21 protein-coding genes and 2 pseudogenes are annotated in these 25,030 nt (G+C 42.5%); 4 read left to right on the top strand and 19 right to left on the bottom strand.

Features of this window, described 5'->3' with window-relative positions:
* Positions 1-88: 88 nt before the first annotated feature.
* From MKY63_RS11200 to MKY63_RS11190, 3 genes are all read right to left on the bottom strand, one after another.
* Positions 89-1,270 carry a multidrug effflux MFS transporter gene (locus tag MKY63_RS11200; protein WP_339812872.1) on the bottom strand — a complete coding sequence of 394 codons (1,182 nt, stop codon included), beginning with the start codon at positions 1,268-1,270 and terminating at the stop codon, positions 89-91.
* Positions 1,271-1,542: 272 nt separating this feature from the next.
* Positions 1,543-2,079 carry a DUF2798 domain-containing protein gene (locus tag MKY63_RS11195; protein WP_036682312.1) on the bottom strand — a complete coding sequence of 179 codons (537 nt, stop codon included), beginning with the start codon at positions 2,077-2,079 and terminating at the stop codon, positions 1,543-1,545.
* Positions 2,076-2,642 (bottom strand): TetR/AcrR family transcriptional regulator, encoded by a 567-nt coding sequence (locus MKY63_RS11190; protein WP_036682313.1) that lies wholly within the window; start codon positions 2,640-2,642, stop codon positions 2,076-2,078. Before MKY63_RS11190 ends, MKY63_RS11195 begins: the two co-directional genes overlap by 4 nt.
* 414 nt (positions 2,643-3,056) lie before the next feature.
* Between MKY63_RS11190 and MKY63_RS11185 the strand changes: the two genes are divergently transcribed.
* Entirely contained in the window at positions 3,057-3,458 is a 402-nt protein-coding gene (locus tag MKY63_RS11185; RefSeq protein WP_036682315.1) for a RidA family protein, read from the top strand.
* 137 nt (positions 3,459-3,595) lie between these two features.
* Here MKY63_RS11185 and MKY63_RS11180 read toward each other — a convergent pair whose 3' ends face one another.
* Complete coding sequence (locus tag MKY63_RS11180; RefSeq protein WP_036682317.1) at positions 3,596-5,008, bottom strand: alanine/glycine:cation symporter family protein; 1,413 nt, start codon at positions 5,006-5,008, stop codon at positions 3,596-3,598.
* Positions 5,009-5,458: 450 nt separating this feature from the next.
* Positions 5,459-6,046: an NAD(P)H-dependent oxidoreductase gene (locus tag MKY63_RS11175; protein WP_036682318.1), complete on the bottom strand. Its 588-nt coding sequence runs from the start codon at positions 6,044-6,046 to the stop codon at positions 5,459-5,461.
* Between the two features lie 121 nt (positions 6,047-6,167).
* Here MKY63_RS11175 and MKY63_RS11170 point away from each other — a divergent pair, with 121 nt between their 5' ends.
* Positions 6,168-6,605: a MarR family transcriptional regulator gene (locus tag MKY63_RS11170; RefSeq protein WP_076105115.1), complete on the top strand. Its 438-nt coding sequence runs from the start codon at positions 6,168-6,170 to the stop codon at positions 6,603-6,605.
* Positions 6,606-7,052: 447 nt separating this feature from the next.
* On the opposite strand, the gene MKY63_RS11165 is transcribed toward MKY63_RS11170, so the two are convergent.
* From MKY63_RS11165 to MKY63_RS11135, 7 genes and pseudogenes are all read right to left on the bottom strand, one after another.
* On the bottom strand, positions 7,053-7,934 hold the full coding sequence (locus MKY63_RS11165; RefSeq protein WP_076143904.1) for an SMI1/KNR4 family protein: 882 nt from the start codon (positions 7,932-7,934) through the stop codon (positions 7,053-7,055).
* A 222-nt stretch (positions 7,935-8,156) separates the two neighbouring features.
* A complete protein-coding gene (gene hprK / locus MKY63_RS11160; RefSeq protein ID WP_076140599.1) occupies positions 8,157-9,074 on the bottom strand; it encodes an HPr(Ser) kinase/phosphatase in 918 nt (305 codons plus the stop codon).
* Positions 9,075-9,192: 118 nt separating this feature from the next.
* Positions 9,193-10,269 (bottom strand): ankyrin repeat domain-containing protein, encoded by a 1,077-nt coding sequence (locus MKY63_RS11155; protein ID WP_076143906.1) that lies wholly within the window; start codon positions 10,267-10,269, stop codon positions 9,193-9,195.
* A 248-nt stretch (positions 10,270-10,517) separates the two neighbouring features.
* Positions 10,518-10,676: pseudogene (locus MKY63_RS11150) on the bottom strand (YiaA/YiaB family inner membrane protein); the annotation flags it as partial.
* A gap of 105 nt (positions 10,677-10,781) precedes the next feature.
* Positions 10,782-10,994: pseudogene (locus MKY63_RS11145) on the bottom strand (YiaA/YiaB family inner membrane protein); the annotation flags it as partial.
* A 229-nt stretch (positions 10,995-11,223) separates the two neighbouring features.
* Complete coding sequence (locus tag MKY63_RS11140; protein ID WP_036682328.1) at positions 11,224-11,508, bottom strand: alpha/beta-type small acid-soluble spore protein; 285 nt, start codon at positions 11,506-11,508, stop codon at positions 11,224-11,226.
* A 75-nt stretch (positions 11,509-11,583) separates the two neighbouring features.
* Complete coding sequence (locus MKY63_RS11135; RefSeq protein WP_339813495.1) at positions 11,584-12,771, bottom strand: MFS transporter; 1,188 nt, start codon at positions 12,769-12,771, stop codon at positions 11,584-11,586.
* A 294-nt stretch (positions 12,772-13,065) separates the two neighbouring features.
* Between MKY63_RS11135 and MKY63_RS11130 the strand changes: the two genes are divergently transcribed.
* Together MKY63_RS11130 and MKY63_RS11125 are read left to right on the top strand one after the other, a co-directional pair.
* On the top strand, positions 13,066-13,647 hold the full coding sequence (locus tag MKY63_RS11130) for a TetR/AcrR family transcriptional regulator (protein ID WP_036682330.1): 582 nt from the start codon (positions 13,066-13,068) through the stop codon (positions 13,645-13,647).
* Positions 13,648-13,727: 80 nt separating this feature from the next.
* Complete coding sequence (locus tag MKY63_RS11125) at positions 13,728-14,447, top strand: DUF4386 domain-containing protein (RefSeq protein WP_339812866.1); 720 nt, start codon at positions 13,728-13,730, stop codon at positions 14,445-14,447.
* Positions 14,448-14,455: 8 nt separating this feature from the next.
* On the opposite strand, the gene MKY63_RS11120 is transcribed toward MKY63_RS11125, so the two are convergent.
* The 7 genes from MKY63_RS11120 to MKY63_RS11090 form a co-directional block, all read right to left on the bottom strand.
* Positions 14,456-15,040: a Crp/Fnr family transcriptional regulator gene (locus MKY63_RS11120; protein WP_036682333.1), complete on the bottom strand. Its 585-nt coding sequence runs from the start codon at positions 15,038-15,040 to the stop codon at positions 14,456-14,458.
* A 14-nt stretch (positions 15,041-15,054) separates the two neighbouring features.
* Positions 15,055-17,481, bottom strand: a complete 2,427-nt coding sequence (gene helD, locus MKY63_RS11115; protein ID WP_076140596.1) for an RNA polymerase recycling motor HelD — start codon at positions 17,479-17,481, stop codon at positions 15,055-15,057.
* Positions 17,482-17,940: 459 nt separating this feature from the next.
* Entirely contained in the window at positions 17,941-19,527 is a 1,587-nt protein-coding gene (locus MKY63_RS11110; protein ID WP_036682336.1) for an ABC transporter substrate-binding protein, read from the bottom strand.
* Positions 19,528-19,581: 54 nt separating this feature from the next.
* Entirely contained in the window at positions 19,582-20,463 is an 882-nt protein-coding gene (locus MKY63_RS11105; RefSeq protein WP_036682338.1) for a carbohydrate ABC transporter permease, read from the bottom strand.
* A gap of 40 nt (positions 20,464-20,503) precedes the next feature.
* Positions 20,504-21,424, bottom strand: a complete 921-nt coding sequence (locus tag MKY63_RS11100; protein ID WP_036682339.1) for an ABC transporter permease subunit — start codon at positions 21,422-21,424, stop codon at positions 20,504-20,506.
* Between the two features lie 195 nt (positions 21,425-21,619).
* On the bottom strand, positions 21,620-23,200 hold the full coding sequence (locus tag MKY63_RS11095) for a response regulator (RefSeq protein WP_305953523.1): 1,581 nt from the start codon (positions 23,198-23,200) through the stop codon (positions 21,620-21,622).
* Between the two features lie 5 nt (positions 23,201-23,205).
* Positions 23,206-24,942, bottom strand: coding sequence for a sensor histidine kinase (locus MKY63_RS11090; protein WP_038573863.1), 1,737 nt, complete (start codon positions 24,940-24,942; stop codon positions 23,206-23,208).
* Positions 24,943-25,030 lie beyond the last annotated feature (88 nt).

The following is a 25,030-nucleotide window of genomic DNA, read 5'->3' as shown; positions in this document are numbered from 1 at the left end:
GAACTCAAAAAGTTCCAGACTGCTGCCCTTAATTTATGGACGCCCCGATCCATATCTTCCTACTAATCAAATGACTAAGAAGTTATTTCTATTCCACTACAATAAATTTTTTACCTAATAACCACATTCCGCCGCTAATCCCTAAGAAATAAATAGGCATCGTCAGTAATGAACCATTATGAAGAGCGCTCATTCCCCACGTCGCCAAGCTAACAAGCAAATAATAGCCCAAGCTAAATATTGCGCCTGCTGTTCCTACAACATCCTGAAATTGAACAAGAGCAAGACTTAGACAATTAGGTAAAGCAATCCCTGCACCCATTAATAGGACAAACAGCGTTATTAGAATACATACGATCACTATCATGTCCGGCAACGAGACAAGACTGCTTGCGATTGTTAATAGCAAGGCTCCGCCCGCCATTACTAGACAGCCGATATGAATTATTTTTTCTGGGGCATAGAGGGTTAATAACCTTTTGGAGATCATTGCTCCTACAATCGACGCCAAAGCCACAATAATGCCGAGAAAACCATAGACTCCTGGCGAAATCTGAAAGTGTTCAATAAATATAAAAGGAGCTTCAGCATAATAGCTGAATAAGATTCCGTTAATGCCTCCAATTAGTAATCCAAACACCAATACACGTGGCAATGCGAGCATTTTTTTGACTATAGGCAGAATAGCCACCTTTTTTCTCATGGAAACATCAGTGGTTTCTGGCAGCTTCCAAAAAGCATACATAAATAACAACACACTCATCATCACTAATGTAAAGAAAACCGCTCGAAAACCAAAAGCTTGATCCACCCATCCGCCAATTAACGGACCTACTGCGGGAGTAAAAGCAATGACCGCCGAGATTTGGGCAAACATAACATGCCGTTTATTCCCGGAGACACTCTCACGAAGAATGGTTTGGGTAATAATCGAACCTGTTGCTGCCCCAAACGCTTGTATAAACCGGCTGACTAACAGCAGATGAATGGATTCTGAGTAAAAACACATCAGGCTTCCCATACCGTATACAAGAAGTCCAGCCAGCATGGAAGATCTCCGCCCGATGAAGTCAGACAACCAACCCCAGCTAAAAACACCTAAAGCAAATCCAATAAAATATATACTTAACGTTAACTGTACAGAACTATTGGTGGCCCCAAGTGCTACTGCGATATCCGGTAACGATGGGGTGTAAATCGTCTCACTAATTTGCGGAAAAGCCACAAGAACAATCATTAAAAGTAACGATGGTGCTGCATATTTTTTCATCTTATTTTCGCCCTCCTACAAGCTTATATCCTCGAACAACTACAAGAATATGAGCCTAGCTAGGGAAATGGGGGCATCATTATGGCAAGACGACTATAGATCATCATGTCAGAAAATCACCTTTCATTGTTATGCTTTCATTGTTATATAGGAGGGCTTACCCGAAAGATATCGGGCAAAGATTTGAGTTTCAATTATTCAACCAAAACATCATTATACACGGTAATAGAAAAGCTCTCAAACGAATCGCTTCGCCTGAGAGCTTATTTAGGTTAGGAATTTTGTTCCGATAATCCATGTATAGTTACGCCAACAGCGCTGGATTTCTTTTTGTCCTGAGAAGCATGTAGCTTTACCATCACAAATCTTGCAAACGGCTGTATTAATATACTTTCAGCGAACAGTGCAATCAGGAAATTTCTTGGCCAATTGGCTAAGAAGTGATTAAACGTTTGAGAACTCAACCCGTTTCCGATAATGTCTCCAATAAACGTCATACAAAATGACATCCCTAGTACGGTGAACAAGATACGGAATAGGATTTTGGCGTTGAAGCTATCTGTGGGTTGTGTGAATGTAGCTGTCAGCTTTTCGGCAATACGGCCAATAACAACAGGCTCAATAATCATGACAATTACCCAAATGATCGGAAACACCTTAAGAATCGTTAAGGCAACCTCACCATTAAATTCTCCAACCCCTAAAATGATATTTATTGAAGACATAAACAGTACCGTCAGTGTACAAATGATTGCACCATATAATGCCCCCTCCTTACCGTTTCTTGGTAATCTTGCTTCTTGATTCATGATGTTCTTCCTTTCAATATTGTCGGTAATAGTTTGGCGATAGTTTTTAAGGGAGTTGTAGATTTTTGCGTTAGGCACAACATCATCGCCCCTTCAATCGAAGCCGTCATCCACAAAGCCATATCGGAGGCTGATTCCTGCGAATAACCTTCAGTTACAAGCTTATCGCAGTAAATTCGTTCCATGTTCTCATAGAGCAAGCTACATGCCTGGCGAACAGGTTCACTCACCGTAGCCATTTCACTGACAATACTGCTAAAGGTATATCCGGTAATCGTGCCCTCAGTTTCTAAGTTGTGAACTAACTTGTCAATCATGGATTGTGTAGCTTCTAACGTCGATGGATGCTTTTTAAAAATATCCTCAATATCTATCGTAATTGCTTCATTTAAGCCCTTTAAACAAGCAATTAATAGTTCTTCTTTTCCATTTGGAAAATGATGATAAAGCGCTCCTTTGGTCACATTACAGGCTTTTAAAATTTCACTCACGCCTACATTTTTATATCCTTTTTGCTGAAAAAGAAGTGTCGCCGTCTCAATCATTAGCGATTTTGTATCCACAATAACGTACTCCCCCTAACATACCAACCGGTCTGTTTGTTATTATAACAATATAAAAATGATTAATGTAAGTCTTTTTTGCTTTTTTTTCAAAAAATATTTCATTATTTTCATTTATAACAGCAAAAAAAGCTTAGAAAATTGTGTCGAAAGTGGAATTGTTGCAGTATCACTTGGATTAATGATATCATTCTGAGGAAACTTATCTTACTTTAAATATGAAGGAGGAATACCCGGTGAAAAAGAGATCGCTAAAATATCTATCTTTTGGTATTGGGTATTCTACTGCTGTTTTTTTCTAGAATTAATTATTGATAGGATAGGTCTGTCAAAAATTAAAAGAAACTAAAAAACAGCGGAGATATATAACTTAGATCTCGTTATGTATCTTCTATTTAAAGGAGAATTCACAAAATGAACTTAAATAATAATGTTATTACAAGATATAATCCAGAGAATATTGCTAAACCGGTTGGTAACTATAGTCATGTAACAAAAATAAGTAGAAATGCTGAAATGTATGTATTTTCTGGCCAAATTGGAATCGATCAAAACAATCATATCCCTACAGATTTTAACCAACAGGTAACAAATACGATGAGTAATATTGTTGAAGTCCTTTCTTCTCAAAGGCTAACACCTGATAATGTAATCAAAATCAACATTTGGGCTACGGAAGAAATCGATTGGAACCATTTCTATGAAATTTGGAATAAAGTATTCGGCATGACACCTCCTTCAATGACAATTGCTTATATTAAAGGATTAGGGTTACCTGAATTAAAAATTGAGTTAGATGTATGGGCTGCTGGTTAAACCCTAAATCAAGAGGGAGTAATTTAATTTTCTGTACACAAAACGAGCCTTAGAAGCGATTCTAAAGGCTCGTTTTTCTAACTACCCCTTTATACCAAAAAGGGCTCAGTTTCCTGAGCCCTCAAATACTTACCCTACTATGTTTTTATATCTGAAGAATTGTCCCAACATTCCACGTTCTCCAAACCCTCTATGCTATCTTTATAAAAGACAGGGTCCTTGCCTGCACGCTTCTGGCGCTTATAATCCTGCAGGGCGGCAAAGGCCACCTTAGATAATAGAAGAATAGCGATCAAATTCACGATGACCATGAAGCCCATAAATAAATCAGCCAAATCCCATACCAATTGAACCTTAGCTACGGAGCCAAAAATAATCATCGCCAAGACGCTGTATCTATAGAATAGTAATACTTTTTTATTGGAGTTCAAGAATTCTATATTGGTCTCACCATAATAATAATTTCCGATTAACGTACTGAAAGCAAACAACAAAATCATGATCGCTAGGGATCCAGAGGCCCACGAACCAATATGTTCGCTTAATGCCGCTTGTGTCAGCTTAATTCCATCCAGCCCTGGCTGTTTATACGCATCAGATAACAAGATAATAAAGGCAGTACTCGAACAAATAAGTAACGTGTCTGTAAGTACACCCAGCGCTTGCATCAGCCCTTGTTTCACCGGATGACTAGTTGTTGCAGTTGCCGCAGCATTTGGAGCACTACCCATCCCCGCTTCGTTGGAGAATAGTCCTCTTTTCACCCCTTGCAGAATGACTGCCCCAAAAGATCCCCCCGCGATTTGTTCAAATCCAAAAGCACTTTTCACAATAAGCGCCAGAATCGCCGGTATTTCCGTAATATTAATTAACATAATAATAACAGCGGCCCCAATATAGATCCCTGCCATTACCACTACAATATATTCGGACATTCTAGCAATACGTTTAACCCCACCAAAGATAACAGCCGCAAAAGCAGCAGCGACTACAAGTCCAAGAATCACCCGATTAGTGCCAAATGAATTCTCAAAGGCCACTGTAATCGTATTGGATTGAACTGCATTAAATACAAGACCAAAGGATAACGTGATCAAAACCGCAAATACCGCGCCCATCCAGCGTTTTTTCAGGCCTTGCTCCATATAATAGGCGGGACCACCACGAAATCCAGTCTTGTCCTTCACTTTATACACCTGTGCCAGAGTACTTTCAATAAATCCGGACGCTGATCCAATAATAGCTATGACCCACATCCAAAAAACAGCTCCTGGTCCACCTATTGCGATAGCAATTGCGATCCCTGTAATATTCCCTGTCCCAACCCTTGCTGCCATACTGATACAGAAAGCCTGAAACGACGAAATGGAATCTTTTGACCTTTCATTGGACTCTTTAAGGACCCTAAACATTTCTTTAAACATGCCAAACTGAACAAACTTCGATCGAATGGTGAAATAAATTCCACAAACAATAAGCAGAACCACCAAAATTTTCGACCAAAGAAAGTCATTAGTTGCGCTAATCATACTGTCTAACATTTGTTGCATGTAAATCCGCCTCTCCATTGTGTCGATACCCAGTTGCTGAACCTTAAGTTACATAGTATTTTCAAATATAACAGCCCTTATTTCAAAAGCCAACAAAAAAAATTAGCCAGCAACACCATACCTCACACCGGTGTGAGAGCTATTTCTCGATCTTCATCTGAGCTCACAAGCTGCTTTAGAATAATATAGGCTTTTTTTACATTAATTATATTTAATCACATACGAGTTGTATATAATTAAGGCTTTCACAATTAATAGTAAATAAGGAGGCTGAATAAAAAAAGCAGCCGGTGGAAGAAATGTATGACTACAATGTATGCGCGTATTTATATCGTGGAAAACATTTGGTTTGATCCCACCGTTGTTTTGAACCATCCAACTATGGGATCGCTTGAGACATCCACTTCCAGTGTTATCTTGAATAATCATAGAGCAGATATTTTCGAGGTATTAATTAGCCACAGCTTTAAAATATTGGTACACCTGATTTAACTTCTTATCATGTTTCCCTTTCGGACTCTCCATATTCCCAAATTCGAAAAACTTCACTTTCTTGATGCCACAATATTGAAATAATGCTTTTCTCATCAGCACTTTATGGGAATTATTCAACCAATATAAAGGATAGAGGGTCGGCCCCTTCATGCTGGAAATGCAAACCACTGACTTTCCTTTCAGCAGCCCTTCGGGGATGAGGCCACCCTTTTCTCTGTAAGCGAAATTAGAAGCAAACATTTGGTCAATATAACCGAGCAACATCGCGGGGGGACGTCCCCACCAGATTGGATACACAAACACAATTTTATCGGCCTGACGAATCTGCTCCCGATACTTCTCGAGCTTGGGATCAATATGCATGTCTCTTCTACGTTTATTTTCATTAAAGACCAGCACAGGATCAAATTGCTCTTCGTAAAGATCAAGGACCTCTATCTTCGTGATCTTTTGATTCTCATTACTTCCCTGAATGACTTTATTGAAAAAAGCATAACTTAAACTTTTATGATTCGGATGTGTATAGATGACTAAAACGTTCATTGCTCCACCTCTTTAATTATCATTTGATAACAAAATGGTATCACAACCGTTATTTAGTTGTCAAATGATAATTGTATTATGATAATTATTTTGTTAAGATTTACAATAAGAGGTGATCCTTATGGACAAACAAGCGTTTTTTCAGAAAATTGTTACCTTTACGACAGCAGTCCATGAAGTAACATTTGACTTTACCAAAGATGTTAGACCGGAAGGCATTACGCCCGTTCAATATAGTATTCTGGAATATATTGCGGTTAGCCAGCCTGTTACCCTCAGCCAAATCAGCGATTGTAAGAATATCTCTATGCCGAATACCAGCCGTGAGCTCAAGAAATTAACAGAAAAAAACCTGTGTGAGAAGCTTGATGTCGCCGAGGACCGGCGTAAGCAAATGATTCGGTTGTCTGATGCTGGACAAGCGATGATGAACGAGGCTTTTGAACGGATCGGTGAACGTTTTCTGAACCGGATTAAAGAGGTTCCCCCAGAGGAATTAGCCGAGATTAACCATGCCCTCGATATCCTGCAATCTAAGGTGTTTAGCACCCAGCAATGATCCGAGAAAAAGACAGCAGAGCAGCGGTTCCCCATTAATGGGGGCACCGCTGCTCTGTGTTTTGGGTCGTTGGTTAGCTGACTCAAGACCGATTATTGGCTAGTAAAACCCAACGACTTCGAATCAGCCCCACCTTCAGCTAAATCGCCGAATCGTATTCGTCCACTGAGGCTTTCGGACCCAGATGACGTTATTGGCATATTTTTAGCCTTTTGTGCGTAGTTTCGGACTCCAGCGACGCTATTCCTATGAATCGGGTTCATATTGGGTGTTTTTTATGCCAATAGCTGCTATGCGGTCCGTTGGCATTTCAAATATGCGAAAAAGCTGCATTTAAGGTCAGCTGAGTCCGAAAGACGCTCCCCTTATAATCACCTAATAGAAATAGGCACTCCTCTTAAGGAATGCCTTGATTTGATTATAAGTATTCTTAGCCAGCGAAATAGACTATTTCACCAGTCCGCTGATAAAGGTCTCAAAATTATCAGCCAAACGTGTGATTTTGTATTTGTTATCCCGATCTACATGAATAACCTCAGGTTCGCCATCATTCCCGAATTCGCGGTAATCCAGCATCACCACTTCATTCTCAGAAGGACAATCACAAATCACCACGCCAACTTCAGGATAACGTCCATTTTCAATCACAGTCCGGCTGCCTGAAGCTCCACACAGCGACTTATTCTTATCTCGTCCAATTCCGAGGATACCAGAAATCGTAATAAATTCTCCTGTTCCCGGAATCGGATAACGATTGTTATGAGGAATTCCCCCATTATGTAACTTCATCATATCCACATAGGAAGCAGGCAGCTTGAAAACCAGCTCTTCTTGTACTGAAGTAATCAACGCATCTGAAGGCGGATCAGAGATATATTCTGAGAACGCATACTCGCTGTCATCCCAGAAATTAGTGGTATCCAACGCTATTACAGGCTTCTTTGCAGGTTTGTTTACAGGCTTTTTCGCAGCTTTTTTAGCCAATTTACGTTTGATCCAGCCCAGAAACTCCAATGTGTCTTCATCATCAGGCTCCAGCTGATCGGCAATCGTAAACGCTTTTAAAGCTTCGTCATATCTTTTCAGATAATAATAAGAAACCCCGATACGGTAATGCCAGAGCGGGTCACCTTCACCCTCTTCTTCAATGCTCAAATACTGCTCTAAAGCCTCTTCATATTGACCGAGATTATTAAGCGCCCTGCCCAAATGACTAGTTAGAACATAATCTCTTTCCTCTTCAGGAATTTCCGCGATTGCATCCACGATTTCTTGAAATTCATCTTCCTCATGCCATTCATCCAATTTTGCCAATAACTCATCACTCATCATTAATACCTCCTATTAACGATCACTCAAAATACCTATTAGAAATTATACCATTTCTAACCTATGCCCAGCCAATAACGCATGTCCTAGCCATATCAATCAAAAGACAACTTCCCTTTTTGCTGTGAAAAACAGACCGCAGCGTTTATCTGCGGCCTGTTTTTCGTATACAGAAAACCATTTATTTATGGGTAACTATAATTGCTGCCTTCTATCTTGCCTTTACGACTGCATCCCGTTTTCGATCCTCTGCAGGAACTCTTCAGCGGCACTATAGCCAAGCTGCTTAAGGTACCAATTGTTCGCAGCCGCCTCGATCAGGCCAGCCACGTCACGGCCAGGCTGAAGCTGAATTTCAATATGCGGAATTTGCACGCCAAGATAGTCTGTGAACTGGGGTTCGATTTCGAGCTCATTATTCAAGGAATTCTCCCGCCATGGTGACAACTCGATGTCGAGTACAATTCGTGTCTCTTCCTGAAAAGCTCTACGCCCGTACTGCCGTACAACGTTGATCAGACCAATACTGCGCAGCGCTAGGAATTCACGGGTCGTTTCATTATGCGTGCCGAGAAGCGTCGCCGGTCCCAGCTTCTTAAGCACAACTACATCATCGGCCACAAACCGGTGGCCTCTCCTAATGAGCGTGTGTGCGGTTTCGCTTTTTCCGATCCCGGACTTGCCCCTCAATAGGACCCCTATGCCGGACACGTTCACACACACTCCATGAATTGAAAGTTCAGGCGCCAGCGCCTTCACCAGATAAGTATCAATCTTTGCGATGAACTCTGACGTCGTCTCTTCCGTTCGAAGTAGTGGTATACCTTCTTGGTCGCAGAATAAAGTCAAATAAGGAATCTCCTGCTGACCCGTCGTCACAATAAAGCATGGGGGATGATACTTAACAATATTGCCAATATGTAACTTGCGTTGCTCAACGCTTAGCTTTAGCAGATAATTGATTTCTTTGCGGCCCAATACTTGTACTCGCTTCATGGGGAAAAAATCGAAGTAACCCACGAACTCCAGGCCAGGTCTATGTGTCTTTGAGCGAGTAATCTCACGGTCCATGCAGCTAGCACCCGCAAGCACTTCCAGCTTAAACGTTTCCGTAAGGCTTTGAACGGTAATCGATTTCAATGTTGTTCTCCTCCTGTGGCTACGTATTTTGAATACGTAATACGGTTACCGGGATATATTCAACGACGAATAGAATGATTCCTGCAAAAGAAATAGGCAGATCAAGAGATATTAACAACTATGTTCCTTCAAGAAAATTAATAAGGTATATCTCCGGCTGCGTGAGAAATTCTGCAAAACTACATAAATCCGCGTACGTCTGATGTTCCACGTCGTAACAGCCGATCAGGCCTTTTTTCTTCGGATTCCACATAAGCAGCAGATCAGAGTAATTATCTATATCGGCTGACAGACGGAGCAGCTTTTGCCGGCCGATTTTCATTTCAATGGTATCAGTTAATGTGAAAAAGTCGATATATCTAATTTCATATTCATTTTGTGTTAGCTCAAGACGCAGATTTTTTCCAGTAAGAAAGCTAACCAATTCATCAGACAATTTATATTTTCTCAGCTCAAACTTCTTGTTCTCGATATCATGAAATTCAGCCGGCTCTAACGATTTCAAATAGTCAGCCAAAGCTGTATTCTTATTACTCACTGCAATGGTGTACGGGCGATCGCCATCTTTTTCTGCCAAGGTAACGTCTGCGCCACGTTCAATCAAAAATTGTACCATCGCTTGATTACCCATTCTTGTGGCAACTGTTAACGGAGTCGCTTGATAAGGATAGACCATATCGGATTTGTTGTAATTAATGTCCACCCCATGATCCAGTAAATAAGTAACGGTCTTAAGGTCATGATCTGACACCGCTTTGCGTAATACACCCCCACCATGCTGCTTAATATCTAATCCTAGCTCATGTATGAGCGGGATATTGTTTTTGTTGCCATAGTAGGCCTGCGAATATGCACCTGACTTGACCTGATTAAGCTTGTCCAGTTTAGCCCCTTGTGCTGCAATATAGCGGACGATATCTTCTTTGCAATAGCGAACCGCGAGCAAAAAAGCCGGATTATTCTTCACATTCAGATTTACACCGTGCTGTACCAGCAGCTTTATGACATCCATTCTCTCTGATATAAGCGCCAAATCTAACGGGGTTAACGTAGTATATTGGCTAAGGACGATGCCCTCTTCAATATCCCAGCCTGCTCTAATGGCAGCCTCTAATTCCGGAATGTTTCCATTGTAAATATGCATGGCCATTTGCGGCAGTTCCTGGAACTTCCCTATATCCTTCAGACGGATCATCCATTATCCACTCCTACTTCAAGTATTATGAAGAGTATAGAGAACCGTATAGTAAAAAACAATCCAAACTAAGGATGTTGTTCTAACAAATAGTCCTCATAATATTTAGATCGGCAAGATTATTGCTGCTATTCAAAAAAATAAAAAGAAGCTCCGTTAATACACGAAGCTCCTGTTTACAATTTATGATGGTAAGTAAAGTTGAAGCAGCTTGCTGTTGGCAGCGAGAAAGCTGGCTATATCCCTCTTTATCCTTGGATGTCCCGTCTCGCCTCTTGCTCGGCAAGAATCTCGTTATCTTCCGCGTTATCCCGCGTCACTTTCTGAACGCCAATAGCGCTATAAGAAATCAAGAGAATAACAGCTATGTAATACCCCTTTACATTTAATTCAAATGGAGCATTGTAAAGGCCAATAAAAAACATCGCATACCCGATAATCAAACCCACAAAAGCCATAATTGTGAAGGCCCCTGTGTTTCTCATCCTGTGTTTAGGGTTATCCAAACGAAATTCTTTATCCTCTGTATTGTCCCTGACCACCTTTTGCACAACGATACAGGAAATCGTAATTAACACCATACAGAGCAAATAATACCCTTTTACGTTTAGCTCCCAAGTGTCGTTGTACACTCCCAAACAGAATAGAAAAAGTCCTGCCCCCAATGCAAAATACGATGCCCCCGTAAAAGCAGCCGTGTTGCGTTTGCGATATCTCTGATTCATCTGATAATTCCTCTCCCACTACAGACTTGAATGATGATATATCCTTCTCCACTATACCGTGGAACATCGGTAAAATTCTACCATGAATCAGGTTGTTTTAGGGAATTTCAGGAATTTTTTTACTATACAAATATAAAATAACGCAAACACCGAAAGGACGGTCTCAGTCCCATACAATATAGGACAAAAACCGCCTCCCGCGATCTCAGCAACATATATTAGAAAAATGCTACTGCCTTTCCTGGTCCACCAATTGCTGCTGTGCGAGACGAATCATTTCGCGGACCATCGATCCACCAATTTTACCGCCGATCTGGCCCACCGATTCTGTGCTCAAATGACCATTTTGACCGTGCTCCAAAGGGACACCCAGTTCTTTTGCAACTTCGTATTTCACATCATCAGGCCGCTCCGGATCTACGTCATACCCCTCGCGGCGCATCACTTCCGCTTTAAAAATTTGCATTCCGCGGCTGGCTCCCGGCACTGCATATTTCCTGTTTCTTCTAGACATCCTTATCCCCTCCCAAACCTGTTTTAAATAACATGCCCGGAAACCGGAACCTCCACCCTTATTGACTTGCCCCGATTATTTCCAAGCAGGGCGCCGTTGCAACGCGGCATTCGTAGCACGCAAGGTTACAGCCCAAAATAAAAAAGCCACAGCACTAACAGAAGCTCCAAGCCAACATACCCCGTTCCAGCCATAGTGAGAATATATTTGAGTGGAAGCAATCGATCCGGTAGCACTTCCAATGGAGTAAAAAACCATATACCCTGCGGTGAGCCGACTACGTGCCTCCATGCGCAAGGTAAGTATTATACTTTGATTGGTGACATGCACCGCCTGCACAGCCAAATCAAGCAGAACAATACCAATGACCAATGCCAACAGCGACTGCTCCGTAAAACTGATAAACCACCATGATATCAACAATAGAAGTAATGCTATGCCTGTCGTTCTCTGTCCATGACCCTGATCAGCTAGCTTTCCCGCCCGCGCAGCAGCTAATGCTCCCACAATTCCCGCCAGACCAAATGCCCCAATTGCAGTATGTGAAAGTGATAACGGCGGAGCACTAAGAGGCAAGACCACAGAAGTCCACAGAATACTGAAAGCAGTAAAAATCAACAAAGCCAGAATAGCGCGGATACGCAATACTCTCTCTTGCACAAACAACATAAACACTGAACTAAGCAGCTGAGCGTATGACAGTGTTTTTACCTCACGTTCCACATTTGGCAACACCCTAAATAATGTACACACCATACAAAGCATTGAAGCAGCAGAAACAAGGTATACGGAACGCCAACCTGCAAGATCTGTAAGTATTCCTGAAATGGATCGCGCAAGAAGTATTCCAATCACAATTCCACTTGTGACCATGCCTACGACTCGCCCGCGTTCGGCAGGGGCAGCCATTGTCGCCGCGAACGCAACAAGCGTCTGTGTTACAACAGCGAGTAGTCCCACTGAGGCCATACCTACGAATAGTACCGTGCTGGAAGAGGCAGTACCCACGATAATCAAAGCCATCACAGATAATAACATCTGGCCGATAATCAGGCGGCGCTGATTCAGTAAATCTCCTAGTGGCACGAGCAGTAACAGCCCCACTGCATAAAAAATCTGCGTGATAGTAATAAGAATACCAATGGTTGAATAATCAATACCAAATTCTCTCGATAAATGATCGAGCAACGGTTGTGCAAAGTAGATGTTTGCAACCGACATCCCGCAGACAACGGCAAACAAAAGTGTCATATAACGAGGCATCGAGGAAGCATGAATAGAATCAGATGGCGTATGCGTCTCTTGTGACGAAAGCTTCTCTTTAGTCCCTTGCATTTTGGACACACCCTTTCTCTGTTAAATTTAAATCGCAAACAAATTCCATACCGATCAGTATGTTATTGTGCTCAGTAAATTTATCTCACAAAACAAATGATGTCAACATAAATATTTGATGCTACCGACTTTGATTTGACAATTTAGACGACTAGTTCTAGTATTATAAAATACTGTTCGGTAATCAATTATTGAAATCAAATATAACGAGGGGTGTTAACAATGGCTCGAACCCGCGAATTTGACGAAGAAAAAGTATTAGAATCAGCTATGGAGCTATTTTGGGAGAAGGGATATGAGGCTACCTCATTAAGTGATTTAACTTCCAGAATGGGCATCCAACGCCCCAGTATATACTCAGCTTTTGGAGACAAAAAAGAATTGTTCGAAGCTGCGCTACGTAAATATACGATGTCCCATGCTTCTCGTGTCCGAGCCCAACTTCAAAGCAATCCATCCGTGAAAAAAGCCTTTCGTAGTTTTTTTGAAGATGTGGTGGCGGAGGAGTATTCAGGCAGTGTGAACCGAGGATGTTTTTGCATCAATACAATGGTCGAGCTGGCACCTCATGATGAGAAATTCGAGATCCTTACAAGAGAACATCAAATGTATCTATCGGTCATATTTCAAGAAACTATTGAACGCGGTATACAATCAGGTGAGCTTAAGGGTGGTGTAAATGCGAAGGCCTTGGCACAAGCACTAATCGTATCGCTAATAGGGCTTACTGTACTCTTGAAATCCCGCCCGGAGCGATCCTTTGTTGATAACGCGATAACAATGATACTTACTTCGCTTGATTGATTCAGAGTCTTGATTTAAGTCAATGCCCGGCATAGTACTCCTAATTACAATGAAATAAAAGTCCTTTAGGAGGCTATCTTATGGCTATCTCAGAAAAAGACCTGTCGAATCAGCGCAAGTCCGCTTTAACAGCTGGAATATCACTGATCATCATGACCATTGCTTCATTTTTTTCATATGGCTTTGTCCATGGGACTCTTGTTGTGCAAGGCGATGCCAGTGCCACATTTATTAACATCGTATCTTCCAACAACCTTTTCAAAGGGGAAATCTTGGGCTGGATCATCATTATGATTGCTGACATTCTGGTCGCCTGGGCGTTTTATGTGTTTCTAGAACCCGTCAACCAAAATCTTTCATTACTCGGCGCATGGCTCCGTTTAACCTATTCCGCTATATTGGCAATCTCTATCTTAACCTTGATATTTGTGCTGCTGCTCACGGGAAACACAAATGGCTTTTCCACATTAACAATCGAACAAACTCAAGCATTTATGATGTTATTTCTGGATGCATTTCAATTCATTTGGTCTATGGGGTTAATCGTTTTTGGCGGGCATTTGTTAATAGTGGGCTATGTGGCTTTAAAATCCGATGTCATTCCTAAAGTAATCAGCATCCTGCTGCTGCTTGCTTCAATAGGCTATATTATCATTCATCTAAGCAAAATGTTTCTCCCACAATATGAGGCAGTCATTACAACACTTAATTTTATTTTTACTATTCCTATGATTGTAGGAGAACTAGGCTTTGGGATATGGCTACTGCTTAGAGGTGGAAAAATCCCCAAAAGTGTATAACGATTTTGCTATTCATCACCGGAATGAACCCGCTTCTTAATTCTACTTAATGACTCTGGCGTAATCCCCAAATAACTGGCTAGTTGATGTTGGGGGACACGGGTAAGTAAATGAGGTCTTTTTTGTAACAAGGCTTTGTAACGTTCTTCAGGATTGGAAGCAATAAAGGAAGTCAACTCATCCTGAACCTCACCCAGGTTTTCCTCTACCATTTTGCGTATCATGGTTTCCAGCTGAGCGTGTTTATGGAGCATATCCTGTTCCGCATTAAGATCACCAACCACCAATATGCTGTCTTCTAGGCAGGTTAAGGTGTACGCTGAGGGTCTACTCTCTTGATGCCGATTAAAAATCGAAACCGCTTGCTCTTCCGTATAAAAATTAGATGTGACTTCTTTGCCCGATTCATCTACCGAGGACTGCCTCACACATCCCTTTAACACAAAAAAACATTTTGAGGGAACGTCTCCTTGTCTAAGGAGTACCGTTCCCTTCTTGTATTCCTCAATAGGAATACCTTCAACAATATCCTGCTGTTCCATTTCGTTAAGAGATGTAAATTTACTCATATACTTATACAATATGCTTTTCATTTATCTCTCCAATCTCATTGCACGACCTCATATAAAGATACCTCTAACCGCTGAATAAAGTGTGACCAATCACCCGTTGTGTACAGCAGAAGCCGATGCATCGCACGCGTACAGGCTGTATAAAAAAGCTTGCGTTCGCTTTCCCGATCATACGTCTGTGTGGAAGCATCATAAATCAGTACGGCGTCGAATTCAACCCCTTTTGCGAGATAAGCGGGAATTACTAAAATGCCCTTCTCAAAAGTGAGCGTCTCCTTCGTAATAAGCCGCAGAGCTTCGCATCCTTGTTTCTTTAATTCTTCATAGGCCGCACGGCTTTCAGCTGCAGTCTTGGTAATAACGGCAATAGAGTCGAGCCCTTCAGCCATCAGCGCCGCGAGATCCTCTTTAATTCTTATCGCCCGCTCTACGTCGCTACTCGCCTTCACTAGGAACGGCTTCTCACCCTCTCTTTCAAAAGGTACGATCTCCTCCTTAGGCAGCAACGCCTTCGTAAACTCCACAATCTGACGAGTTGATCGATAACTTCGAATTAGACGGATCAGGCTCGTTTCATCTTCCCCATAAAGCCGGATCAAAGGCGAATCCACCTCGTGCAAATTCGTTGCTTGCGGGAAAATCGCTTGGCCGAAATCGCCGAGCACAGTCATGCGCGCGCGGGGAAACAGCTGTTTGAGAAACGCGTATTGGAACGGCGAATAATCCTGGCCTTCATCGATAAACAGATGCCGCACCTCTGTGTTCATACGAGTCCCCTCGACAAGTTCTTTTAAATACAGGAATGGAGTCGCATCCTCGCAAAAGAGTTCATCGCGGCTCAGCTTTTCCTTCGTTTGCTTACAAATTTCCAGCCACTGAGCAGGTACCTCAGTCTCGTTCGTCATTCTTCGATAAATGACATCGTCGCTATATAACTGATTGTATAACCCAATCGTATCTATGAACTTAAGCCGTTTGGTATCCCGTCTCAGCGGTTTAAAGTGCTCCTTCACAATCATGCGGCGCAGCAGTTCTTCTTCCTGCAGACCAAAGTCAAAAACATTCTCTTCCCCTTGATCCTGATTAGGAAAATCCCCATAGTTCTCAAGATACTGAGTCGTAAAATCAAAGACGGCTTCTTCCCGCCGATATTTCTTAAGTATCTCACTGTAAGCTTCGGCATACTGATCGGTATCGAGGTAATCAAGCTCATCTTGAACCCAGAATGCCTCCTGTTCCTGACGCTCCAGCGAAGCCAACTGACGCAGTAGCCATTCACGCAATAAAACGATGCGATTAGCCAAACGAATGGAGCTATCATAGCTGTAAAATTGTGATTTCATCTGCTCCGCAGTAATCAACTCGCGATCCCGAAAACGGATACTATGAAACAACATCCCTTCCTTCCCTAACCACAACGCATAGTTTTGCAGAGCATGCAGAAAAGCTTCTGAAGCTTTATACTGCATTCCAGTTAGGCGCGCTTCATACTCTGGAGAAGCTTTGGACGTCAGTACAAATTCAATCTGCTCGAACGGGTCCTCTAAACGAACCGTAGATCCGAGCCAATAATCAACATACTCCTGAAAGGTTGTTTGCTGCATATTCTCCTCGCCAAGCTCGGGAAGCACCGTAGATACATAACTGTTAAACATCGGATTAGGCGAAAAAAGAACAATCTGATCTGCCTTGAGCCTATCACGGTGTTTATATAGTAAATAGGCTACCCGTTGCAGCGCTGCGGATGTTTTTCCGCTGCCCGCCGCCCCCTGCACAATTAGCATATGGCTACTGTCGTTGCGGATAATAGCGTTCTGTTCCTTCTGAATAGTCGCCACGATGCTCTTCATTTGTGAATCCGCACCCTTACCAAGCACCTGCTGAAGTAATTCATCACCGATCGTTAAGCTCGTATCGAACACGTTCTGAAGCTGACCCTGACGGATCTGGTATTGCCGCTTCAGCATCATTGTCCCCGAAATTTGTCCTCCGGGTGTATCGTAAGAGGCGGCGCCTGGCGAATGGTCATAATACATACTTGCAATAGGTGTCCGCCAGTCATATACCAGAAAGTTGACACCTTCTGCATCGATGAAAGACGCCACCCCGATATAGATTTGCTCATTAGAGTTCAATCCATCTTCTTGAAAGTCCATTCGTCCAAAATAGGGTGACGGCAGCAGCCGTTTCATGTTCTTATAACGCTGCATCCGTTGGCGGTGGCTACGCTCCCGCTCAGACAACAATGCTTCCTGCTGTTTTATACTGTAAAAGGTCTCCTCGAAATCCTCATGTGTGCTCGTATTGACCGTAACTTCCTCCCAAAACTGCTTGCGGATGTCCGTCACCTGTTCACGTAATCCTGTCACTTCCGGTTCCAGCTCGCCAATCTTTGATTGCAATTCTTCCGTGACCAAATCTAGCCGTTTCTGTTCTCCCTGCCAATCTTTTTCGTTTAACATTTTTACTAACACGCTCCTTTTCAAGGTTGTTATCAAGAAGCAAAAATACAAATTTGACAAACTGCTAATCCGCATGGTATTATTAATGTATAAATAAGATGTAGTAAATCTGTCTAAAATACACGTATTAACAGTGATCTTCTCATATTATCACGTTATTTCGTTGTGCGCAAATTATATATTAAGAAGAACCGGCAGCTCATGCTGGTTCTTCTTTTTTATTCCTTTTCACAAAGAGTATCCGTTCTCCTGAGTTTACTGATTTTCAGCCTTTAAAGCAGACTTTCGGACTCCAGTGCAGCTATTCTTTATCCTGAGCTTCATTCTAGGCATGTTTTAGGCTGATAGCGACTGTGGGGTCCGCTGTGTCCGATAGCGACTTCACCCGCGGATGAGTTCAATTAAACAGGGAGACCTAACAGCCATTTGATGACTGTTAGGTCTCCCTTATTCCTTATCTTATTTGTTTGCCAAAAAAGCATCAATTTGAGTTTGCAGTTCGGTTTGGATTTTATCAATGCCAGCGGACTTCAGTTGCTTGTTCAGATCTTCAAGACCTTTATCGATATCTTTAATTACGCCGTATTCGAGCGGAATCGCATAACGGAGCATTACGTTACCAATGTTGGCAATTTCCGTTTTCACTTTGCTGTTATCGAATACAAAGGTTTCAAGCGCGTAGTGATAGACATTTGCTTCCCAGCCTTTAGCCAGATCGTTTGCTTCTTGCGGGAATGCTTCATTGTCACGGTTAAGTGGCGAGTTGAAGTTCCAGTTAGAGAAGCCCATAAAGTTCGGATTCTTTTCAAGTGCTTTATATTTGTCATCGCCAACCGCTTCGTAATGTACACCGCTAAGGCCGTACATCATCAGGTCGTGCAGTTCTTTATCATTTTGCATCAGATCGAGGAACATCAAGGAGCGTTCCACATTTCTGGAAGTAGCGTGGATCGAAGTACCGTTTTGTGTTGAAATTGCCACTGATTTCTTCTTGCCTTGGTTGATGTCAGCCAAAGCTACTTCATAAGGGGAATTCTCTTGGCGCATCAAAGCCATAAGTGCTCCAAGTGTTCCGTTGTTGTGTGTAATCGATGCTGTTTTGCCTGCTTTAAAATCGGCCTGATGATCATTTTTACTGTTAAGGACGTTTTTCGACCATGCATTGTTATCAGCAAGATCTTTGTAATATACGAGTAGATCTTTAAACTCTTGGGTTTCATATACGTTAAATACTTGCCCTTTTTCATCCGTCAATTTGAAAGCAAACGGAAGGTCGAGATCAAACATATTCCATTCGTTTTGCTGCTTCAGCAATACACGGTCCAAATTATGAAATTTCCAGTCTCCTGTTTCCGGAGTGAACGGTGTAATTCCTTTTTCGTTTTGCGCTATGGTTTTCAAGTAAGTGGCATACGCTTCTGGGCTGTTGATCTCAGGAAGATTGTATTTCTTACGCAAATCCTCACGGTACAAAATCAGTTTTTCAACGGATTCCCCTCTGTTTTGTGGAACCATGTACAGTTTGCCGTTTACTTTAGCCTGATCCCAGCTCACATCAGACATGGCTGCTAAAGTCTGCGGCATATATTTGGTAAGCAGCTCATCAGTCAATTCCAGGAATCCGCCTTTCAACGCCTGGTCATTGTAGCCAGCCCAGTTTGCCGAATAGATGAGGTCAAAATCTTCATTTGCTGCCAGCTTCAACGGATATTTTTGCGCCCAGTCCGACCAATCCAGGAACTCGCCCTCTACAGTAGCATTAATTTTTTCTTTCAGCTTTTTATTAATCTCAGCAAAAACGCTATCATAGTCTATCGGTTTAGGGCCAACAAAAATCATTTTCAGCTTCACTTCTTTTGAGGTATCAAGGGTGTCTGAGGTAGTTGCAGGTTCTGAGGTGTTCGTAGTGTCGCTTCCCCCCTCTGACGCATTATTTGTAGCCTGTGCAGAAGTATTAGCATTGTTGTTTCCACCACCACATGCACTTAGAATCATTACGAAGGTTAAAACGAGCGCTAGCATTATCAATCTATTTCTCTTCAGCATCTCAAGCCTTCCCCCTTGTGTTTAATTATATTGATAAACCGAGTGTCCCCGGGTTCATCCTTTCACAGCACCAATCGTCAAACCTTGGACAAAATACCTCTGCACGAATGGATAAGCCAGCAAAATCGGGCCAGTGGCCACAACTGTCATCGCCATTTTCAAACTCTCGGTTGGGATCGATGTCGTTACGACTGCCCCTGCACCCATCATCGCTTTGCGCATGCCATCCATATTGCCTAGCATTTTATACAAATAATATTGAAGCGGCATCAAGTTTTCATTCGATACAAACAGCAATGCATTGTACCAGTCATTCCAGTAGGCTAGCGCTAGAAACAATCCAATGGTAGCTAACGCCGGCTTGGACAGCGGCAGGATTAGACGAGCATAGATCTTAAAGTCGCCTGCGCCGTCAATTTTTGCTGATTCTACAATCGCTTCCGGAATGCTGCCCATAAAAGACTTCATAACAATGATATAAAAGACATTGAGCATCATCGGAACCACTAAGGCCATCAGCGTATCCTTCATATGCAGGTAGTTGACCATAAGCAGATACCACGGAACTAAACCGCCGCTGAACAAAGTCGTAAAGAAAAAGAAAAATGAAAATTTATTGCGCCACTTAAAATCTTTTCGGGATAGCGCATAAGCAGTCATCGAAGTCAGAAACAAGCCAAGCACCGTGCCGAGTATAGTAACCCCTATTGTCACTATATAGGCTTGAATCATCTGTTCGGGATACTTAAACAAAATGCTGTAGGCCTCGGTTGAGAAGGCCGTCGGTATAAATTGATAACCATCCGTTAGGATTTTGGTTTCTTCCGTAAAGGATGAAGATACGACAAGTATAAAAGGGAAAATACATAAAACTGAGAGAAAAATCAGGGACACATAACCAATACCTGAAAATATTTTACGATCGAGCTGCTTCATATCGTTACCTCCATTATGAAAGACTTAACTCCTGATACGATTAGAACAGAGCGCGGTCTTTGTCGTATTTACGGACAGCATAGTTCACTGACATGATCGTCGCAAAGCCAAGAACGGACTGGAAAACACCAGCTGCAGCTGACATGCCGATATCATTCGAAGTAATCAGTGACCTAAATACGAAAGTGTCGATAACGTCTGTCGAGGAGAACAGCAAGCCGTTGTTGCCGATCATATTATAGAACATCCCGAAATCACCACGGAAAATATTTCCGACCGCCAGCAGCACCAGAATAATAATCGTCGGATACAAATTTGGAATGGTTACTTTCATAATTCGCTGAAAAATATTAGCCCCATCAATTTCGGCCGCTTCATACATTTCTGTATCTATCCCCGTAATCGCAGCCAAGTACATTACCGTTCCGTATCCGAGACTTTTCCATGCAGAAACTATAACCAGGATATACGGCCAATAGGAAGGTGTATTATAAATATCGACAGGCTGGAGTCCGATACCTCTGAGCAAAGCATTCACGGTGCCAATATCATAATTGAGCAGGTTATAAGCAATCGCTCCGACAACGACCCATGAGATAAAGTAAGGCAGGAACAACGCCGATTGTGTGATTTTGCGGAACCATTTACCACCGACCTCAAACAACATAATCGCTGCAAAAATTTGCAAACTGTTATTGACGACGATAAACGCAATGTTATATAGTGCTGTATTTCGTGTTACCCGCCAAGCATCGCCTGATTCAAAGAAAAAGCGGAAGTTGTCGAGTCCGTTCCAGGCACTTCCAAAAATACCGCCCGCGTAATCGTAATGCTTGAAGGCAATAATAATACCCGCCATCGGGACGTAGGCAAACAGAAGGAAAAAAGCAACCGCCGGAGCCAGCATCAGCAAGAGAACCCTGTAATTTTTCAAATCGCTCCAAAATGTATGCCCTTTCATCTTTGCACCCCTCTCTTCTCTATATCTCTCATTATAAAAGGGCGAAGACGCTTAGATAATTCAGCGAAACAACTAAACATAATACTAATTCAACGATTCGACAAAAAAAGGTTAGCGGATAAACCAAAAACACCCGGCAGCGATTCTCCAATAACAGAAAAATCATCGCCGGGTTTTCATTTCACCGCTGTTTTGTTAGATTTTATTTTTCTTCCGGTACTCGCCGGGCGACATGCCCATGTATTGCTTGAACTGTCTGTTAAAATAAATAATATTTTTATATCCGGCTTGTTCCGCAATCTCATACACTTTCTTAGTCGGATCTTCGAGCAGCTCGCATACCCGTTTCATCCGTAATTCACTTAAAAAATCGCTGAATAAACTGTTGGTTTCAACCTTGAACAAATGACCCAGATAGTTAGGCGTAAAATCGAAGTGGGCGGCCACTTCGTTCAGCGTTATTTTTTGATCTAATCTTTCTTTCACATATTCCGTGATTTCATCAATTAACTTCCGCTTTTGTCTTTGCCGTTTCAAATAAAGCAGCTCCGACAACTCAAAGAACCTTCTTCTCAGCCACGAGAGAATATCATGCACCGTTTCGAACTGAAACAGCACAAAGGGATGATGCGAATCCCAATTTAAAATCTCGTATAGATGCTCGTTCATTTGCTGCAGATCGGCATGAAGCTTGGAGGTAATTCGAATAATGATATCGTAGATGTCGTTTTTCTGGGAGAGCGGACTGTCCCCGGCAAACAGCTTCAGCAAACAATCATCAATGGTGGTAAGGTCGTAGTCGAGCATCGCTTTAAGCATCCGGTCCACAATAACCTCTAAATCTGAGGCGATTTTTTCCTTCGGGCTCCATTCCGAAGCATCTTGGATGATTCTGTTTTTCCCAACAATCCATTTAATACTTAAAGCAGCCTGAGCTTGCCGATAGGAATCATGCAGCTTACCCAGTTCTGTTGTGTACATCCCTCTTCCAATCGTAATTGAACAGGAGAACTCCTGATAGAATGACCGAATGAGCTCTTCCATCAAAGCGGTAAAATATTGTTCCTGAACCGCAGCTAGGATCACAAAATGATAGTCATAGGTTGTGATGACCATGCCTAAATTTTGATCTTGCGCGAACTTCCGGATAAACTGATTGGCGGTGCTGCTCCATAAACTCCGCTCTTCTTCCGTCCAAGTTTGGATTTTCCGTGCCATATCGTCGATCTCGACGATGGCGACCGCCGACGCGCCTTGTAAGTATAACGTGAGAACGTTGTGAATGTGCGTCTCGACCTGCCCCGGGGCAGTCTCGTTAAACCAGCGCAGCAGCAGCTCCTGATTCACAAGCGTCAGTGTTTCCGACAAGGAAATATGCTGCTTCCTCTCCTTCTCAATCTTGGCGCAGAGTTCAGTCAGCGTCTTATTCAACTCGTCATCATCGACGGGTTTAAGCAAATAACCGGAGGCATTTAATTGAATCGCCTCTTTGGCATAGTTGAAATCCTGATGTCCGCTAATAAAAAGCAGATGGACCTCAGGGTTAATCTCCTTCGCTTTCCGGGCAAATTCCACACCTGACATAATCGGCATGCGGATATCGGAGAGAATGATATCAACGCGGTGCTGCTCCATCATTTTTAAAGCGGAAAAACCGCTCGTTGCCGTTCTCACGCTATGCAAAGGCAAATGATCACTGCCCGCCACCCGCCGTCTCAGCCATTCCAAATCGATCACTTCATCATCCACCAGCAGAACGTTGATCTCCATCGCCATACTATTTACTCCCCCATAACTTCCCGGATTTCCGCATTATCCACCGGTAAGATAATTTGAACGGTCGTTCCTGCCCCAAAGTAACTGCCGATATGAATGCCGAAATCATTGCCGTATCTCAGCTTGATTCGTTCCTCCACGTTTCTCAGTCCATAGCTGCTCGAATGGAATGAGCTCGAACGCATATTTCGCAGTGTGTCCGCCCGCATACCAATTCCGTTATCGATGACCTTAAGCTCGATGCGTTCACCCAGCCGTTTTCCGGTAATCCGGATCGCAATCGTCTCCCCAAACCAAGCATGCTTGAATATATTTTCTACAAATGGCTGCAAAATCAGCTTGATGATGGGAACCTGTAAAATATCAGGATCAATATCATAATAAACCTCAAAAGCATCGGCATACTTTACCCTCTGAATTTCAAGGTACATCCTTACCTGCTCCAGCTCTTTTTCAAGAGAGATATAGACATGTCCTTCATTCAAGGTGAGGCGATAGAATTTAGAAAGACCTTGTACCATCTGTGTAACCTTCTCAACTTCGCCCAAATTGGCCAAGCTGCCAATGGTCGACAATGTATTGTACAAAAAGTGCGGACTGATCTGAGCTTGAAGCACATCCAGTTCTGCTTGCTTTTTCTGAATACCTTGCTCATAGACGTTCTGGATTAAGTCCTGGATGCTAGTCGCCATCTGATTAAAACTATTAGCAATGTAGACAAATTCATCGTTCCCGGCAAACCCAATTCTTTTATAAAAATTCCCTTCCTGAAACGACCGGACCAAATATACGATTCGCTTAATTTTTTTGCCTGATATGCGGGCAACGAGGAAGCCGATCACCGCCATGACTAAAAAGCTGATTAAACAAACAGTGGTGATCACCTTCTGCATTCGGCTAGCATCTTTATTTAAGTATGCACGCGGCACCCGTACCTCGATAGCATAGTCAGACAACGGAATATCTTCACTAATGATCAGATAAGCATCTTGCTTCGCATGTTCATCGACAATACCTTGTTCATAAAGCGTTAATCCACTAACCCTATCCACTAGGCGAAGGTCTATGCCCTGTTCAATTGGAAAAGTATCGAAATTGCCAAAAAGCTCGTCAATTCTCGCCGTGACGCGAATATAACCAATAATCGACGGGCCTCCCTTGGAAGAAACCAGCTTGCGGAAATACGAAATATTGCTTAGTTCACTGTCGCTGTCCGCCTGAAGCCACAAGCTGTCTTTGTTATTGGCAACGATCGACTTGAACCATTCCTTATTTTCAATAACCTGATCAGAAAGAATATAATAATCGCTTCTACCGATAGGTACAGACATATCATCACCGGGGATTTCAAGCATCGTCTCATTCGCGGTATAAAGCACAAGTCTCAGATTGTTCCCATACAATTGCAGAGGGGCTTTCATATAAGGAACGATGTCATCCCTCATTTTGAGCATGTTTTCCAATGCATCTCCCCTAAACTGCAGAGCATTCTGGAAATTCGTATTGAGAAACAGCGAGTTAGTCATTCGTTTGATTTCATCTGTCTGATATTCGATATTGTTCCTCGTCTGCTTCAAAGCTGTCCGCACATTCGTTTCCGCCATTTCCGTTCTGGACTCTACGAGCATCGTATAAGCTATATAACCCACCAATACATCTGTCAGCAATACTAGAATGAGGTACGGTATCATCATCTTATAGGTGAACGGAATATACTTTTTACTGAATAAAAACCTCTCCATACCCATGCTCCCTTGTATCCGAGTCAATGCTAACGTTGTTTTCATCCATTCTACAATGGAATGAAAGCGGTTACTAGATATTGTGTTT

This window comes from Paenibacillus sp. FSL R7-0189 (assembly GCF_037969925.1).
In the GTDB taxonomy this organism is placed as follows: Bacteria; Bacillota; Bacilli; order Paenibacillales; family Paenibacillaceae; genus Paenibacillus_AQ; species Paenibacillus_AQ odorifer.
This window is presented reverse-complemented; position numbering and strand designations above follow the sequence as displayed.